Annotated in this window: 15 protein-coding genes; 6 read left to right on the top strand and 9 right to left on the bottom strand. The window is 54.2% G+C overall.

Annotated features, from left to right (window positions below; genetic code table 11):
- Positions 1–86: 86 nt before the first annotated feature.
- Together G461_RS0120170 and G461_RS0120165 are read right to left on the bottom strand one after the other, a co-directional pair.
- Positions 87–332: an HP1242/YdcH family protein gene (locus G461_RS0120170; protein WP_026973200.1), complete on the bottom strand. Its 246-nt coding sequence runs from the start codon at positions 330–332 to the stop codon at positions 87–89.
- Positions 333–466: 134 nt separating this feature from the next.
- A complete protein-coding gene (locus tag G461_RS0120165) occupies positions 467–718 on the bottom strand; it encodes an HP1242/YdcH family protein (protein WP_026973199.1) in 252 nt (83 codons plus the stop codon).
- A 295-nt stretch (positions 719–1013) separates the two neighbouring features.
- Here G461_RS0120165 and G461_RS0120160 point away from each other — a divergent pair, with 295 nt between their 5' ends.
- Positions 1014–2246, top strand: a complete 1233-nt coding sequence (locus tag G461_RS0120160) for a hypothetical protein (RefSeq protein WP_026973198.1) — start codon at positions 1014–1016, stop codon at positions 2244–2246.
- 175 nt (positions 2247–2421) lie between these two features.
- Here G461_RS0120160 and lysS read toward each other — a convergent pair whose 3' ends face one another.
- Both lysS and prfB read right to left on the bottom strand, forming a co-directional pair.
- Positions 2422–3945 carry a lysine--tRNA ligase gene (lysS, locus tag G461_RS0120155; protein ID WP_026973197.1) on the bottom strand — a complete coding sequence of 508 codons (1524 nt, stop codon included), beginning with the start codon at positions 3943–3945 and terminating at the stop codon, positions 2422–2424.
- A gap of 24 nt (positions 3946–3969) precedes the next feature.
- Positions 3970–5068, bottom strand: a protein-coding gene (gene prfB / locus G461_RS25010) for a peptide chain release factor 2 (RefSeq protein ID WP_157360379.1) whose coding sequence is annotated in 2 segments (ribosomal slippage) — positions 3970–4992 and positions 4994–5068 — 1098 coding nt in all. Because the reading frame shifts where the segments join, the coding sequence is not laid out codon by codon here.
- 180 nt (positions 5069–5248) lie between these two features.
- Here prfB and G461_RS0120145 point away from each other — a divergent pair.
- The 4 genes from G461_RS0120145 to G461_RS0120130 all read left to right on the top strand — a co-directional run bounded on the left by G461_RS0120145 (position 5249) and on the right by G461_RS0120130 (position 8667).
- A complete protein-coding gene (locus tag G461_RS0120145) occupies positions 5249–5593 on the top strand; it encodes a hypothetical protein (RefSeq protein ID WP_026960043.1) in 345 nt (114 codons plus the stop codon).
- 198 nt (positions 5594–5791) lie between these two features.
- Entirely contained in the window at positions 5792–6208 is a 417-nt protein-coding gene (locus tag G461_RS0120140) for a hypothetical protein (RefSeq protein ID WP_026973196.1), read from the top strand.
- Between the two features lie 66 nt (positions 6209–6274).
- Positions 6275–7654 (top strand): serine hydrolase domain-containing protein, encoded by a 1380-nt coding sequence (locus tag G461_RS0120135; RefSeq protein ID WP_051333727.1) that lies wholly within the window; start codon positions 6275–6277, stop codon positions 7652–7654.
- 110 nt (positions 7655–7764) lie between these two features.
- On the top strand, positions 7765–8667 hold the full coding sequence (locus G461_RS0120130) for a M14 family metallopeptidase (protein WP_026973194.1): 903 nt from the start codon (positions 7765–7767) through the stop codon (positions 8665–8667).
- Here G461_RS0120130 and G461_RS0120125 read toward each other — a convergent pair.
- On the bottom strand, positions 8664–8972 hold the full coding sequence (locus G461_RS0120125) for an ArsR/SmtB family transcription factor (RefSeq protein ID WP_026960046.1): 309 nt from the start codon (positions 8970–8972) through the stop codon (positions 8664–8666). The genes G461_RS0120130 and G461_RS0120125 overlap by 4 nt on opposite strands.
- Before the next feature lie 159 nt (positions 8973–9131).
- On the opposite strand from G461_RS0120125, the gene G461_RS0120120 reads away from it, so the two are divergent.
- Entirely contained in the window at positions 9132–10064 is a 933-nt protein-coding gene (locus G461_RS0120120) for a permease (RefSeq protein ID WP_035480921.1), read from the top strand.
- Positions 10065–10263: 199 nt separating this feature from the next.
- Here the strand turns inward: G461_RS0120120 and G461_RS0120110 are convergent, their stop codons facing one another.
- From G461_RS0120110 to G461_RS25000, 4 genes are all read right to left on the bottom strand, one after another.
- Positions 10264–10752 carry an SRPBCC family protein gene (locus G461_RS0120110; RefSeq protein WP_026973192.1) on the bottom strand — a complete coding sequence of 163 codons (489 nt, stop codon included), beginning with the start codon at positions 10750–10752 and terminating at the stop codon, positions 10264–10266.
- An 88-nt stretch (positions 10753–10840) separates the two neighbouring features.
- A complete protein-coding gene (locus G461_RS25715) occupies positions 10841–11755 on the bottom strand; it encodes a GGDEF domain-containing protein (protein WP_051333726.1) in 915 nt (304 codons plus the stop codon).
- A 146-nt stretch (positions 11756–11901) separates the two neighbouring features.
- On the bottom strand, positions 11902–13068 hold the full coding sequence (locus tag G461_RS0120100) for a glycoside hydrolase family 5 protein (RefSeq protein ID WP_051333725.1): 1167 nt from the start codon (positions 13066–13068) through the stop codon (positions 11902–11904).
- A 208-nt stretch (positions 13069–13276) separates the two neighbouring features.
- A complete protein-coding gene (locus G461_RS25000; protein ID WP_051333724.1) occupies positions 13277–14425 on the bottom strand; it encodes a glycoside hydrolase family 5 protein in 1149 nt (382 codons plus the stop codon).
- Between the last annotated feature and the right edge of the window lie 47 nt (positions 14426–14472).

The following is a 14472-nucleotide window of genomic DNA, read 5'->3' as shown; positions in this document are numbered from 1 at the left end:
AAAACAGAAGGATGTCACGAAGGGGGATGAAAGTGTGTAAGGGCATCTTCAGAAGCCAGCCAACGGCCAGCTTCAGTGGGATTGGATTAGGCTTTGGCGTTTAACAGACGCTGATACAAGGCATCTTTCAGTACTGCGCGGTCATGCTTAAGCTGATGCATATCCTCATCGCCGATGGGCCCATTGTTGAGCTCCAGAGTGCGGATTTCTTTATCCAGCGCGGTGTATCGCTTGTTCTCCTTTGCAAACTCCTCATCACTCTCCATTAGGCTGGTGATGACATCTTGTAACTCTGGAAAATCATTACTCAATGAATGAACTTCACCTAACATAGCTGCTCCTTTTTATCACAATTGGCCAATCAGCGACTGACAGCCGCTGGTTAAACTGTAGCAATAAATTGGACAGACCGATTTGCTCCGTTAGTTTTAGGAGCAGCGTGCTTGGCAGCTAAGGGCAGTGACCGCTACAAACAGCCGGTGGCATCCACCAGCCGTTTATACAGAGCGTCTTTGAGCTTGGCCCGTTCGATTTTCAGTTGATTCATACGCTCGTCGCTAGCCGGTGAGCCGCTCAACTCCATATCGCGGATCTCTTTATCCAATGCCGTATACCGTTGGTTGTCAGCAGCAAAGTCGCTGTCGCTTTGGTTGAGTTTGATGATGGTTCCCGCCAGCTGGGGGAAGTCGTGAGCCAGAGAGTGGTCTTCGCCTAGCATGGTTACTCCTTCGCAATATGCGCCTGCCTATAAGCCTAAGGATAAACTGTAGCAGTTTTGGCCAGTGCGCTGGGTCAGGCCGACTTGGTTGGCTCATCATGGTGCTCAATAGGAATATTTCTGATAGAGGGCTTAGGGTGGATGTCCTGTGTACACTAAGTAACCTTGAAGCATAATAAACAGTAAAGCGACGGGCATCAGAAAACGCGGCCAACGGTTATGATAAGCTCGTCAATACTGTTGGCGTCTCTTTAGTGTGCGCCACTACCAAACCGCTTACGCGCAAGGATTTGCAATGAAAGAGCTCGTTTCAGCCATTACTCAAGCTGCAGCCAACCGACTTCGCTCACCCTTTCTCGGCTCGTTCATACTGGCCTGGCTGGCTATTAACCATGTTTTTGTGATTGAGTTCATTTTTAGCGACAGCGCAACGAAAATTACGCTCGTAAAAAATAGTGGGTTTGCATGGACAACAGATGTTATCTGCCCGCTGGCTGCTGCGCTGCTCTATACTTTTGCCCTCCCCTTCGTGCAGCATTACATAGACGTGGCCAAGCACAAATTTATCGACGAAAAGCGAACAAGTGCCAATCATGACCGCCTAGAGAGCAAGTTCAAAAGCCTATCTAAGGCTAGCGAGCAGCAAGCGAGAGCGAGCGTTGACTATTGGCGAGAGAAGCTGAATCGAGACTTAGACCGCTGGGGTGAGGAGCGAACCAAACTGCAAGAGCAACTTGCAAGCCATGAAGCCTCTGTTAACAACAACAACAAGACAATCAGCACTCAGAAATCCACTATCGCACAGCTAGAGCAAGAACTCACATCAGCACGAGCGAGTCTTGAAGACTCAAAAGATCTTATGGACAAGTTGACCAATGAAAAGGATCGAGCAGAATCAGATGCTTTAGAGGAGAGTCAGTTACGTCAGGCTGATAAAGATGTGTTAGCAAGCATCTACAGCTACTGCGAGCATTTAAGCAATGAAGGTCAGCAAGCACTCAGCAAAGAACTTGAAAAGCTCAATACCTCCACTGAGAATGAAGCAATCATAACAATGGTCTTTAACAGATTAACCCACGAGATCCTTTCAGCAATCAAGCATCAAATATCAAGCAAAGCTCAGTCCCCACTTACCTCGCCAGTGTCACCGGCTGCTGATAATCTTGCAGCTTCGATAGCTAGGGTATTTGCCAATCACAGTACCACTCACGCGTTAGAAAGCTCTTCGAGTAATGGTTCAGCCTCAAAAGAAGGGCATCATGGTTTGAAGGCAAGCACTAAACAGAAAAAGAGCGCTAACATACTTGAAGGCGAGAAGGTGGAAACTGTGTCAGGCAAAGTATCTAAAGCTCTTGGTAGCTTGAACGTGAGCCCGGTGCCAGACACAGTCTCTAAAGCTCTTGATAGCTTGAACGTGAGTCCGGTGCCAGACACAGTATCTCAAGCGATTGATAGCTTGAACGTAACCTCGATGCCACACACAGTAAGTAAAGCACTTGATAGTGTGCAACTAGAAAATGATGACTAACTCAACTCCATTATCAGGGCTTCAAAAGACAGCAAAACGACTGTCCCCCATATGTGCCACACCAACTCAAACCACCACCAACCAACACACAAAAAAAGCTACCAAGTTGCAAAACTTGATAGCTTTTAATGAACTCACTACCCCATCCGAAAGATGGGGAACACCAGCCTAAGGCTTAGTTACCTTGTGGGCGCATCGCTGGGAACAGGATTACGTCGCGGATGGTGTGGGTGTTGGTGAACAGCATTGCCAAACGGTCGATACCGATACCTTGACCTGCGGTTGGTGGCAGGCCGTGCTCTAGTGCGGTGATGTAGTCTGCGTCGTAGAACATCGCTTCGTCGTCGCCGGCGTCTTTGGCGTCAACCTGAGCCTTAAAGCGCGCATCTTGGTCTTCTGCATCGTTCAGCTCCGAGAAGCCGTTGGCCACTTCGCGGCCACCGATAAAGAACTCGAAGCGGTCGGTGATGAACGGGGTGTCATCGTTGCGGCGCGCTAGCGGGCTGATGTCGGCAGGGTACTCGGTGATAAAGGTCGGCTGAATCAGCTTAGGCTCGGCGGTTTCACCGAAGATCTCTTCAAGTAGCTGGCCACAGTTCCAGAACTTCTCAACTTCAACGCCTACCGACTTGGCAATCGCTACCATGTGGTCGCGGTCTTGTACCTTGTCGTAGTCCAGTGCTTGGATGTCGGCGTGCTCTGGGTTGTATTGCTTGATGGCGTCCAGCATGCTCAGGCGTGGGTAGCTACCACCGAACTCAACGGTTTCGTCACCGTAAGGCATGGCCGAGCTGCCCAGCACCTCGATGGCCACGGTGCGCAGCATCTCTTCGGTCAGGTCCATTAGGTCGTTGTAGTCGGCGTAGGCCATGTAGAATTCCATCATGGTGAACTCTGGGTTATGGCGTGGCGACAGACCTTCGTTACGGAAGTTACGGTTGATTTCGAATACGCGCTCGAAGCCACCCACTACCAAACGCTTCAGGTAAAGCTCTGGCGCGATACGCAGGAACATCTCTTGGTCCAGCGCGTTGTGGTGAGTGATAAACGGACGCGCCGACGCACCACCAGGGATCACCTGCATCATTGGGGTTTCCACTTCCATAAAGCCTTTCGACTCCATAAAGCGGCGAATGCCGGCAACCAGCTTAGAGCGGATTTGGAAGGCAGCGCGCGACTCTTCGTTCACGATAAGGTCAACGTAGCGCTGGCGGTAGCGCTGCTCTTGGTCGGTCAGGCCGTGGAATTTCTCTGGCAGTGGGCGCAGTGCTTTGGTCAGCAGTTGATACTGATCCATGTTCACGTACAGGTCGCCTTTGCCCGATTTGTGCAGCGCACCGCTTACACCGATGATGTCACCGATATCCAGACCACCGATGGCCTTCAGCTCTTTTTGCACTTCTTTCGGTGCGTAAGCCTGAATACGGCCGCTTACGTCTTGCAGTACCAGGAAGGGACCACGCTTCGCCATAATACGGCCAGCGATAGACGCCTGGATGTTTAGCTCTTCCAGCTCAGCTTTTTCTTTTTCGCCGTGGGCGGCTTGCAGATCGGCAGCCAGGTTTTCACGACGGAAGTCATTGGGGTGGCCATTGGCCTTACAGGTTTCGCGAATTTTATCCAGTTTAGCGCGACGCTCAGCAATCAGCTTGTTCTCTTCTTCTTGCGCTTGGGCTTGATTCTCTACTTGATCTGTCATTGTTTGGTCCTGGTTAAAATTAGCTTACAGCCCTGATTTGAGGCTGGCTTCGATAAACTTGTCTAGGTCGCCATCGAGTACCGCTTGGGTGTTGCGGTTTTCAATGCCGGTGCGCAGGTCTTTAATGCGCGCGTCGTCCAATACGTAGGAGCGGATCTGGCTGCCCCATCCGATGTCCGACTTGTTGTCTTCGGCGGCTTGCTTCTCGGCGTTCTGCTTTTGCAGCTCCAGCTCAAACAGCTTAGCTTTAAGCTGCTTCATCGCCTGATCTTTGTTCTTGTGCTGAGAACGATCGTTCTGACACTGCACCACGGTGTTGGTCGGCAAGTGGGTAATCCGCACTGCCGATTCGGTGCGGTTTACGTGCTGACCACCGGCACCCGAGGCGCGGTATACGTCGATACGCAGATCGCTGGGGTCGATATCGACCTCGATGCTGTCGTCGATTTCCGGATAGATAAAGGCCGAGGCAAACGAGGTGTGGCGACGCCCGCCCGAATCGAACGGCGATTTACGTACCAAGCGGTGTACCCCAGTTTCGGTGCGCAGCCAGCCATAGGCATACTCGCCGCTTACCCGCACGGTGGCGCTCTTGATACCGGCCACATCACCGTCGGAGACTTCAATCACTTCGGCTTTAAACTGGTGGGCTTCACACCAACGTAGGTACATGCGCAGCATCATGCTGGCCCAATCTTGGGCCTCGGTACCGCCCGAGCCTGATTGGATATCGATGTAGCAGTCGCTCTCGTCCATCTCGCCAGAGAACATCCGGCGGAACTCCAGCCCTTCTAGCTGGGTGAGTAGCTCGGCGGCTTCCGCTTCGGCTTCCTCGAAGGTCTCTTCGTCTTCAGCTTCAACCGCTAGCTCGACTAGGCCAGCTACGTCTTCGCAGCCTTGTTCGAGTTTATCGACGGTGTCGACCACCGCTTCGAGGTTGGAGCGCTCTTTACCCAGCGCTTGGGCGCGCTCGGGCTCGTTCCAGATTTCGGGCTGCTCAAGCTCGCGACTAACTTCTTCTAAGCGCTCGCGTTTGGCATCGTAGTCAAAGGTACCCCCGAAGCACGTCGGTACGCGCTTTAATATCGGCGATGGTGTTGTTGATGGCGTTGACTTCAAACATCTTCGCGTAAACCTATCCGGTAAATACTAAAAACGCGCAATTTTAACCAAAATAGTAACGAATAGACATAGCTATGGTGTCGTAAGGGATGCAAAATAGCGGCTTTTTTTGGCAATCTCGAATTCCAGACTGTTCGTATACCAACTAAACTCCCAGATGTCTGGAATGCAAGGTATCTACATGCACAAAGATCCAAAACAACTCGATAAACGCGTGTTCGTGGTAATGGCCCTGTTTATCGGTCTGTTCAGCTATTTTACGCTCTCCCCCGATAGCCATTTCCGCAAGATCCGCAACCTCGACCCACACCACGACAACCCGGCCTTTGTCAGTGGCGAGCTGCAGCTTACCGCCAGCACCCGCAACGGGATGATTGCGCAGCTACCCGATGTCGGCCAAAGCAAAATCCGCCTTATCAGCGAGCCGGTGGATTTTGAACCCGGAGCCATCTGGCAGGTGGAAGGCATGCTCGATTGGGGCAGCCAAGGCCTGGTGCTGACCGTCTCCGAGATAAACCAAGATTAATACCAACCCACACAAGTAACTGAACATGCTTGCTGGTTAAAATCATTGATGACTGCGTCAGCGCTTTATCCTGCGCAATACCTGACCACTTACTTATCCGGATTGGTATAACACTTTCACCACCGGCTTATGCCTGTGCGATGCGGGCTGTGCTAAGGTAGCGGGCAGTTCATCCAAGGCACTGATTTGAGTACCCTTATGCCTATCAAACACCTTTTCCGCTGTGCGCTTGCGGGCGTACTGCTCTCCCCCTTGAGCACTGCCGCCGCCGAGCTGCCCAACTCACTGCAAAGCTGGGCCAATTGCGCGGGCTATCTCAGCTACCTGTCGCTGCTGCAGCACGAAGAGCCAGAGCACCAAGGGCACGCACAAACCGCTGCACTGCTGGAGCAATATGGCGCGGCCAGCGATGGCTTTCAGCAGCAAACCATCTACAGCGAGCAACTGAGTCGCGAGCAGGTATTTACCCTAGCGCGTATCCATACTATCGCCTCACTACGCTTTCATCAGGTGGATGGCTTTGGCAACCGGGTAAAGGCGCCGCCGCGCTTTATTCGCGACGCACAAAACATCGCTGGCACCTACTGCACCCAGTGGCAACGCAGCCAACCATAAAACTTTCATACCCATATACCGCGTAAGCTGTTAAGTTCTAAGCAAATACTGGAAAAAGGACTTTCGATGCGCTTGGGCGATTTTATGCTGCGGCCAGTGTTAATGCTGTTGCTGGCCTGTATTCTGTTACTCACACTGATTGCCCAGCCCTTGTTGGGCTTCTCCCCTTGGCAGCTGCCCGCCGCCCTGCGTACCGCCACCGCACTCTCGGCTAAACTGGCTTGCTCGGGTTACTTTATCTCCGATCAAAGCCTTGAGCAGCTGGCCGACGATATCGCCAGCTACTCGCCAGCCACCCGCTTGGTCGAGCTAAGCCTGAGCGACGATACAGTTACCGCGACTCTGGGCTCGTCGCTGTACCCGGCACAGGCGCGCTTTAAGGACAATCAGGGCTGCACCTTGGTCAGCCAAAAGCCCGATGCGCCGGCTCACCAGCAGCTCGCGCTTAACGATATTCCCACCACCAGTTCGCTGTGGCCAGCCGGGGAAACCACCCTTATCGACCCCTTCTGGCAAGAACAGCTTGAGCAGGTTTTTACTGATGACAACCAACAACACCTTAATACCCGCGCGCTGCTGTGGATCCAAGATGGCGAGCTGCAGGCCGAGGTCTATGCCGATGGCGTAACGCCATACACCCCACTGCTCGGCTGGTCGATGGCCAAAAGCCTGAGTGGGATCTGGGAGGGGCGTATAGAGGCCATGGGCTTGGCGAGCGCCCAAAACCATGCACTGTTTCCCCAATGGCAAGACGACCAGCGGCGAGAGATCACCCTCTCCGACCTGCTACAGATGACCAGTGGACTGGATTTTAACGAGGCCTACACACCGGGCAGCGACGCCACCGAGATGCTGTTCTTTGCCCATCAGGCTGCCAGCATTCCGCTCGCGCAAACGCCCGATCATCCGCGTGGCGAGCACTTTGCGTATTCGTCGGGCAGCAGCAACCTGTTGAGCTACTACTTGAGCGAACTGCTGGGAGGCCCCCAACAAGCCGCAGACTTTTTGCAGCGCGAACTGCTAGGCCCGCTGGCCATGGCAAACACCGTTCTGGAGACCGATCCGGCCGGCTATCTGGTGGGCAGCTCCTACATCTACGCCAGTGGCCGCGACTGGGCGCGCCTCGGTCAGTTGCTGCTCAATCAAGGCGAGCTGAATGGCCAGCGCTTGCTTACCCAAGAGTGGGTGAAGCGCGCCACCACGGCGAATGGCAGCGATAACGATCCCCGTTATGGCTATCAGCTCTGGTTAAACGGCCCGGGCGAGTTGCGCTGGCCAGCCCTGCCCGCCGATGCCTTCGCCATGCGCGGCAATCGTAAACAGCTGGTAATGATATTGCCTTCACACAACACGGTGTTTGTGCGGCTTGGCTGGACCAAGGGCCATTACCCCTTCGAGCAACATATCGCGCACTTGCTCACAAAAGCTGAACAAGGCACTCAGTGATTAATTGTTAAGCAAAGTTTTAATGGCTAGTTGGGTCGCTATCAGTCACAATACTTCCCCATTTTTAAACACTTAGAGCATTGCCAGCGCAGTATAGGATGGCTATTTAAATGCAACACTACCCGATAGGAACCCCAGGCGAAGCCTGGCAGCAGCGCGACAAGCAAACTTGGCTAAACCAGGCCAAGCTGCAACGCAGTTACCAAAGCTTGGTGCTCGACCCGCTACAAGAACTTGGCTACGACATGAAGGTGCTGCAATACGGCGCACTCAGCTATCAAAGCGAGCGCTACCCGCTGTACCTACTGCAATCATCCAACTGGCACAGCGATAAGCCGGCGGTGCTAATCACCGGCGGAGTGCATGGCTACGAAACCAGCGGCGTGCTCGGTGCATTGCGCTTTGCCAAGCATCACTTGGGCCGTTATCTGGATGATTTCCGCTTTGTGATTGCCCCTTGTGTGAGCCCATGGGCCTTTGAAACGGTGAACCGCTGGAACCCGCATGCCCAAGATCCAAACCGCAGCTTCTCTGCTCACTCAGACTGTGAAGAGTCGCAACTGCTAATGAGCCAACTGAGCGAGCTCTCTTGTAAGTTCCTGATGCATATTGACCTACACGAGACAACCGACAGCGACGAAAGTGAGTTCCGCCCAGCGCTGGCGGCGCGCGATGGCAAAGAGTTTGAGCCCTGCTACATCCCCGATGGTTTTTACTTGGTGGGTAATCAGGCCCAGCCCCAGCCGGAGTTTCATCAGGCGATTATTCGCGAAGTGGCCAAGGTGACCCATATCGCCGAGCCCGACAATCAAGGCCGCCTCTACGACGCCCAGATGAAGCAACCCGGAGTGATCCACTACCCGGTGGAGAACCTGCACCTGTGTACCGGGATCACCGGCGCGCCGTTTTCTACCACCACCGAGGTCTATCCTGACAGCGAGCGGGTAGATGCAGAGAACTGTATTCAGGCGCAAGTGACCGCTATCTGCGCGGCGCTGGATTTTTTGATCTAATCGCTGGCAGCTAAGTCCTGCTCATCGATACAACACTCTTCTTGCAAGAAGCCAATCACGCCTAGCAGACAGGCGTAATTGGCCACACAAAACAGGGTGCGCCCTTCGCGGCGCTGCTCTAACAATCCCGCCTTGTTTAGCGCCGCAATATGGTGTGACAAGGTGGAATTAGGCACTTGTAGCTGCGCTTGGATATCCCCCACCGCAATCCCCTGATGCCCAGCACGCACCACTCGGCGAAACACCTGCAGGCGGGTAGGATGGCCCAGCTCTTTGAGGGCCTTAGCCACATCATCTAGTTCCATCATCATTCTCTCTCAACCCTTAACCTTAAGCCCGTAGCCCGTAGCCAAAAAATATATTTCGATATTACTAGAAATATCTTGATCAATCCAATAGCCAGGCTTATATTTCGAACATTCTAGAAATATAGTTTTCTATTACAGAGAATATCGGAGACAAGCATGAATATTGATCCATCAGTCACCCACGCTGCGGGCATGTGGCTATTTCTGGCTGCAGAGCTCAGCCTGTTGTTTTTGGCGATTTCCTACTTGGTGGGGATACTGCAACACTACATCCCGCCCTCTAAGATCCGTCAGCTGCTGAGCAGTCAGGGCGGGCGCGGTTACTTGTTCGCGGCGGGGCTGGGGGCAATCACTCCGTTTTGCTCCTGCTCCACCATTCCCTTTCTCAAGGGCTTGCTGCGCGCACAAGCCAGCTTTGGCACCATGCTGGTGTTTCTGTTTGCCAGCCCACTGCTCAACCCGGTGATCATCGGATTGTTGGCATTTAGCTTTGGCGTGCAAGTGACCGCGCTGTACTTCACTGTTGCGTTGGGAGTATCGCTGGTCGCGGGCTGGTTGCTGGAGAAACTCGGGTTTGAGCGCTTTGTGCGCGAAGAGGCCTATGCCCCGGCAGAGAGCAGCGCATGCGCATCAGCAAGCGCGACTTCGAGCTGTGGTGCTAGCAGCGCTAAGCGTCGCAAGCTTGATTGGCGCGGCCTGTGGCAAAGCACCTGGAAAGACTTTCGCCAGGCCCTGCCCTACTTGCTGATTGGTATCAGTGTTGGTTCGCTGATCTACGGCTTTGTGCCAACCGAGCTGATTGCCCGTTATGCGGGCACCGACAACCTGCTGGCGATCCCGTTTGCGGCAGTGGTGGGTATTCCCCTGTATGTGCGTGCAGAGGCGGTGATCCCACTCTCAGCCGCGCTGATCGCCAAAGGCGCCAGCACTGGCGCATTAATGGCGCTGATTATCGGCTCTGCCGGGGCTAGCCTGACCGAGGTTATCTTGCTCAAGTCGCTGTTTAAGAACCCGCTAATTGCGGCCTTTGTTGGCGTGGTGCTGAGTATGGCGATAGCAGCTGGGGTGGCCTACACCCTGTTGTTTTAGCGATGCTTAGAGAAACCTTCGGCGTCGGAGCACTGTTACTCCGGCGCCGCTGAGCCATCGTCAGTCAGCGGGTTCTGCCAGCCATTTACACATCACCAAGCTGTCGCGAGCGCGAATCACCGCTGAGAAAGTCGGCCAAAAATCGATGAAATCTTGCTTATTCATCTCCCTGAACATCGAAGCGGTTCCTTTAAAGAGGCTACTGGACGGGCTGTTTGTTCGGGTCGCAGTGCAGCTTTCGCAGCCATTTTTGGTGATAGGCGCTAAAGCGTCGACTCAGGAGCGGCGCGGTAAAGCGGGTTAAACCGCCGCGCTGGGTAATCTCGGTGACAATATCGCAGCCCTCGTCAGTGGGGCACAGCAGCCAAGCATGATACAAATCGACCCGGCCACACTTGCCGCGCCAGGCTAGGCGGTCGTCGGGGATAAACTCCACCACCGTGCACTCGTACTCCAGCCCTCGGGTCTTCCAGCGGAACACGCTGCCCTTTCGAAGGTGCTCACCATCACCGGTAAGAAACTGCACCGAGGTGCGGTGCTTACCAAAGGATGGCCACGAGTGGGCGCGAATAAGCTCCATCCAGATATCCGAGACCTTATGTTCCGTCACAATACTGTTCTTGATGTGGAAGCTGGCATGCTTGGGGTGATAGTAGGCAGGCCAATTAACAACTTTCGAATAGTTCACACGGCATCCTGGCAAGTGGTATCACGGAAGATAATGTAATTATGAGGGTTTTAGCGATGATTGAAAACTCACTCTTACTTATTCGATGCTACTCACACACCGTTTTATTGCGCCCGGTCTGTTTGGCTTGGTAGAGGCACTTGTCCGCTCTGGACAGCAGCTCTGCCAATTGAATCGCCTCACCTTCAGCGAGCACTACCATGCCCGAGCTTACGGTCATGGGGATCTGCTCGCCCTTGTAATCTAAGGGCGAACTCTCCAGCGCCTCGCGCATCCTCTCGGCCACTTGCCAGCCTTGTTGCTTATCCGCCCCCGGCAGCAGACAAGCGAACTCTTCGCCGCCGATACGGGCAATCCGGTCGCTGTCGCGAAATACCGACTGCACGATCTCGACAAAGTGGATGAGGGCCGCATCGCCAGCATCATGCCCCCATTGGTCGTTGACCCGCTTAAAGTGGTCGAGATCTGACAGCAGCACACAGCCGCGGTGATGGTGACTGGCGAAGGCGGCGTCCGCTAGCTGCTCTAAGCGCCGCCGGTTAAGCACGCCGGTAAGCGGATCTGAATAGGCCATCTTCTCCAGCTTGGAAGACTGCGCCTCCAGTAGCTGCTTGGCCTGCTCCAGCTCGCGGTTGGTTTCGGTGACATCGGTAATGTCGTGCATCACCCCCACCAAAAAGTCCATATCCCCCATGCTTAGCCGGCTTTTTCGGGTAATGGTGATACACGGAGTTACGCCATCTTTGAGTACCGTTTCGTAGGCCTCGTCGACCTTGCCACTAGATAGCACCCGCAGGTCGCCGCCATTGCATTGGGCGGCTTGGCGGTCGGGGAAGATATCCACATCGAGCTGACCAATAACCTGCTCACGCTGCACCGCAAACAGCTCTTCAAAGGCTTTGTTGACCCACACATAGCGAAGGTCGCTGCCCTTAACCAGCACCGGGTTAGGAAGGATGTCAAGAATCGCCAGTGACAGGGAAGACCCCAGCGGATGGTCCATACGCGGCTCCTGCAGTTACTCCGAGTAAAGACTTCTTAGGATAGGGGGCGCTGGCAAGACCTGCCAACTTGTCGCTGAATCTTTGCAACCCTAGACTAAAGAGGGCCGACAAACGCCAGCCCTTGTAAACACCTTGGCAGAATCGCCTAAGGCAAATCGGTAGGGATCAAGCCCTCAATCAAGGCAGTGCGCCACTGCTCAGCTTGCGGGTCAAAGGCGCCAAAGCCAGAACTGTACTCCCAGTAGTGCCAGCTAAAGTTACGCTTCTCTGACTCACGGGCGATAAAAGCGGTCCAGGCGCGCTGGTCTTGCGGAGCCGAGTGCTTGCTGTACACGCCAAACTCGCCAATGTTGACTTCAAAGCCCCGCCCCGGCTGATCATTCCAGCTTGATACCGCATCCAGATAATCAAACAGCACTTGCTGCTGGCTGGCAGTGCCCAGCCAACGGGTTCCTATCCAGCTATTAGCGCCAGATACCCACTCAGCCCCTTGGTGAGTGAACTGGAAGGGCTCGTAGAAATGCACGGTAATAATGGTGTTGTCGGCATTGGCTGCGGCGGGCAACTCTAAGTCAGGCAATTTGAACGGGCCACCCCAATCGGCGGTACCGATCATCACCTTACGCTGGCCTAAGTCGTTGTTTTGAGTGTCGGCATTGTCGACCCATAGCTGCTCAGTCAAGTCCGCCACCATGACGTTCCACTCATCAATACCCACCGCCTCGTGGGGCTCGTTGAGAAACTCGAATACCAGTTGGTCTGCGGGGTAGTTGGCCAAGGTAAAGCGCGCTGCTAGCTGATCCCAAATGCCGAGCAAACGGGCGGTATGGTGATCCAGCTCGCTGGCGTTATAGAACAGCTCATCGTAGTGGTGGGTGTTGATAATCACCCGCAGACCTTGCTGGATGGCTTCATCCACCACTTGCTGGACCCGCGTTAAAAACGCTTCATCGATGGTGAAGGGAGCAGTATCTGCGGCATGGGCGTTCCAGCGAACCGGAATGCGCACGCTGGCAAAGCCGGCATCATAAATGTTCTCGAAATCGCTGGCTTGGATGGTCCGGTCGCCATTCCACTCACCTTCGTAGTTGGGCGACTCGAAGAAGTTACCCATATTGATACCGCGCCCTAAGAAGCTCTGGTCCAAACCGCGGCTAGCGTTCCAGCTATAGAGATCGCTGTAGTAGGCCTCGTCCAGCACCACTTCAGCGCCATCTTCACCACTGCTGTCACCACTGGATGAACCACAGGCGGCAATAATACCGAGTGTTGCGAATACCGCCGTCAGCGGAAGTAAGCGTCTTAATTCCATTTAATTCTTCCCTCGAAATATATTATCACTAGTGGAGCACAGCCGCTCCTTAGCACTCAACGACGCTTGTCACATGCTTGCGACTATTTACTTAAAATCGGCGGCGGCTCTGGTTTTGATGAAACTAAGACCTGTCATGGAAAGATAAAAAAAGGGCGAAGTCTACTTCGCCCTCTAGATGCGGTGGCTCTATTCGATAGCTGCGAGCTTACTGCTGGGGTATCAGCCCTTCAATCAGGGCGCTCCGCCACTTCTTGGCGTAAGGGTCATAGGCACCAAAACCGGAGCTGTACTCCCAGTAGTGCCAGCTAAAGTTACGCTTCTCTGACTCGCGGGCGATAAAGGCAGTCCAGGCGCGCTGGTCTTCCGGGCGCGACACCTTGCTGTAGACACCGAATTCACCAATGTTTATCTCAAAGCCGCGGCCCGGCTTTTCGTTCCAACGCGATACGGCATTGAGGTAGTTAAATAGGGTTTGCTGCTCACGCTTGCTGCCAAGCCAACGGGTGCCCACCCAATCCATGGCACCGGGGGTCCACTCAGCGCCTTGGTGGGTGAAAGGCATCGGCTCGTAGAAGTGTACGGTGATAATGGTGTTGTCGGCGTTACAGGCTTCTGGCAGGCGCAGGTCGGGCAGCTTAAAGGGACCGCCCCAGTCGGCCGTGCCGATCATTATTTTGCGCTGTCCCAGCTCATTGTTCTGGGTGGCCGCTTTGTCTTGCCAAATCAGCTCAACCAGATCGTCCACCATGGTGTTCCACTCGCGTACGCCCACCGCCTCGTGGGGCTCGTTGAGAAACTCAAATACCAGTTGGTCTTCCGGGTAGTCCGCTAAGGTAAAGTGATCCGCCAGCTGATCCCAAATCCCATGCAAGCGCGCCATATGGTGTTTCAGCTCGCGGCGATTGTAGAACAGCTCGTTATAGTGATGGGTATTGATGATTACCCGCAGGTCGTGGGCAAGCGCTTGGTCCACTACCTCTTGCACCCGCTCAAGAAACTGCGGGTCGATGGTATAGGGGGCATCGTTCAAGGCATGGGCATTCCAGCGCACCGGGATCCGCACACTGGCGAAACCGGCGGCACGGATATTGGCAAAATCGCTGTCCTTGATGGTTAGATTGCCGTTCCACTCCCCTTCATAGCTGGGCGACTCGAAGAAGTTACCCATATTGATGCCACGCCCTAAAAAGGTCTGCTCGAGGCCACGGCTGTCATTCCAGTTATAGATATCGCTGTAATAGCTTGGATCCAGCACCACTTCTGCATCTTGTTTGGCCCCGGTAGAACCACACCCCAGCAGCATGGTAACGCCTGCGAACAAACCAGCCCACGCGGCCACATTACCTAATTTCACTTGTATTACTCCATAAAGCATCTCTGGCCTCAGTGGAGCACAGCGCC

Origin of the sequence: Aliagarivorans marinus DSM 23064 (assembly GCF_000429485.1) — a bacterium.
GTDB lineage: Bacteria > Pseudomonadota > Gammaproteobacteria > Enterobacterales > Celerinatantimonadaceae > Aliagarivorans > Aliagarivorans marinus.
The sequence above is the reverse complement of the archived record's forward strand: the minus strand, read 5'-3'. Positions and strand labels throughout refer to the sequence as shown.

What these genes read in the sequence shown, in the direction of transcription:
- G461_RS0120145 (WP_026960043.1), top strand. Translation starts at nt 5,249, where the DNA reads ATGCACAAAGATCCAAAACAACTCGATAAACGCGTGTTCGTGGTAATG.
- G461_RS0120160 (WP_026973198.1), top strand. Translation starts at nt 1,014, where the DNA reads ATGAAAGAGCTCGTTTCAGCCATTACTCAAGCTGCAGCCAACCGACTT.
- lysS (WP_026973197.1), bottom strand. Translation starts at nt 3,945, where the DNA reads ATGACAGATCAAGTAGAGAATCAAGCCCAAGCGCAAGAAGAAGAGAAC.
- G461_RS0120135 (WP_051333727.1), top strand. Translation starts at nt 6,275, where the DNA reads ATGCGCTTGGGCGATTTTATGCTGCGGCCAGTGTTAATGCTGTTGCTG.
- G461_RS0120140 (WP_026973196.1), top strand. Translation starts at nt 5,792, where the DNA reads ATGCCTATCAAACACCTTTTCCGCTGTGCGCTTGCGGGCGTACTGCTC.
- G461_RS0120125 (WP_026960046.1), bottom strand. Translation starts at nt 8,972, where the DNA reads ATGGAACTAGATGATGTGGCTAAGGCCCTCAAAGAGCTGGGCCATCCT.
- G461_RS0120170 (WP_026973200.1), bottom strand. Translation starts at nt 332, where the DNA reads ATGTTAGGTGAAGTTCATTCATTGAGTAATGATTTTCCAGAGTTACAA.
- G461_RS0120100 (WP_051333725.1), bottom strand. Translation starts at nt 13,068, where the DNA reads ATGGAATTAAGACGCTTACTTCCGCTGACGGCGGTATTCGCAACACTC.
- G461_RS25715 (WP_051333726.1), bottom strand. Translation starts at nt 11,755, where the DNA reads ATGGACCATCCGCTGGGGTCTTCCCTGTCACTGGCGATTCTTGACATC.
- G461_RS0120165 (WP_026973199.1), bottom strand. Translation starts at nt 718, where the DNA reads ATGCTAGGCGAAGACCACTCTCTGGCTCACGACTTCCCCCAGCTGGCG.
- G461_RS0120130 (WP_026973194.1), top strand. Translation starts at nt 7,765, where the DNA reads ATGCAACACTACCCGATAGGAACCCCAGGCGAAGCCTGGCAGCAGCGC.
- G461_RS0120120 (WP_035480921.1), top strand. Translation starts at nt 9,132, where the DNA reads ATGAATATTGATCCATCAGTCACCCACGCTGCGGGCATGTGGCTATTT.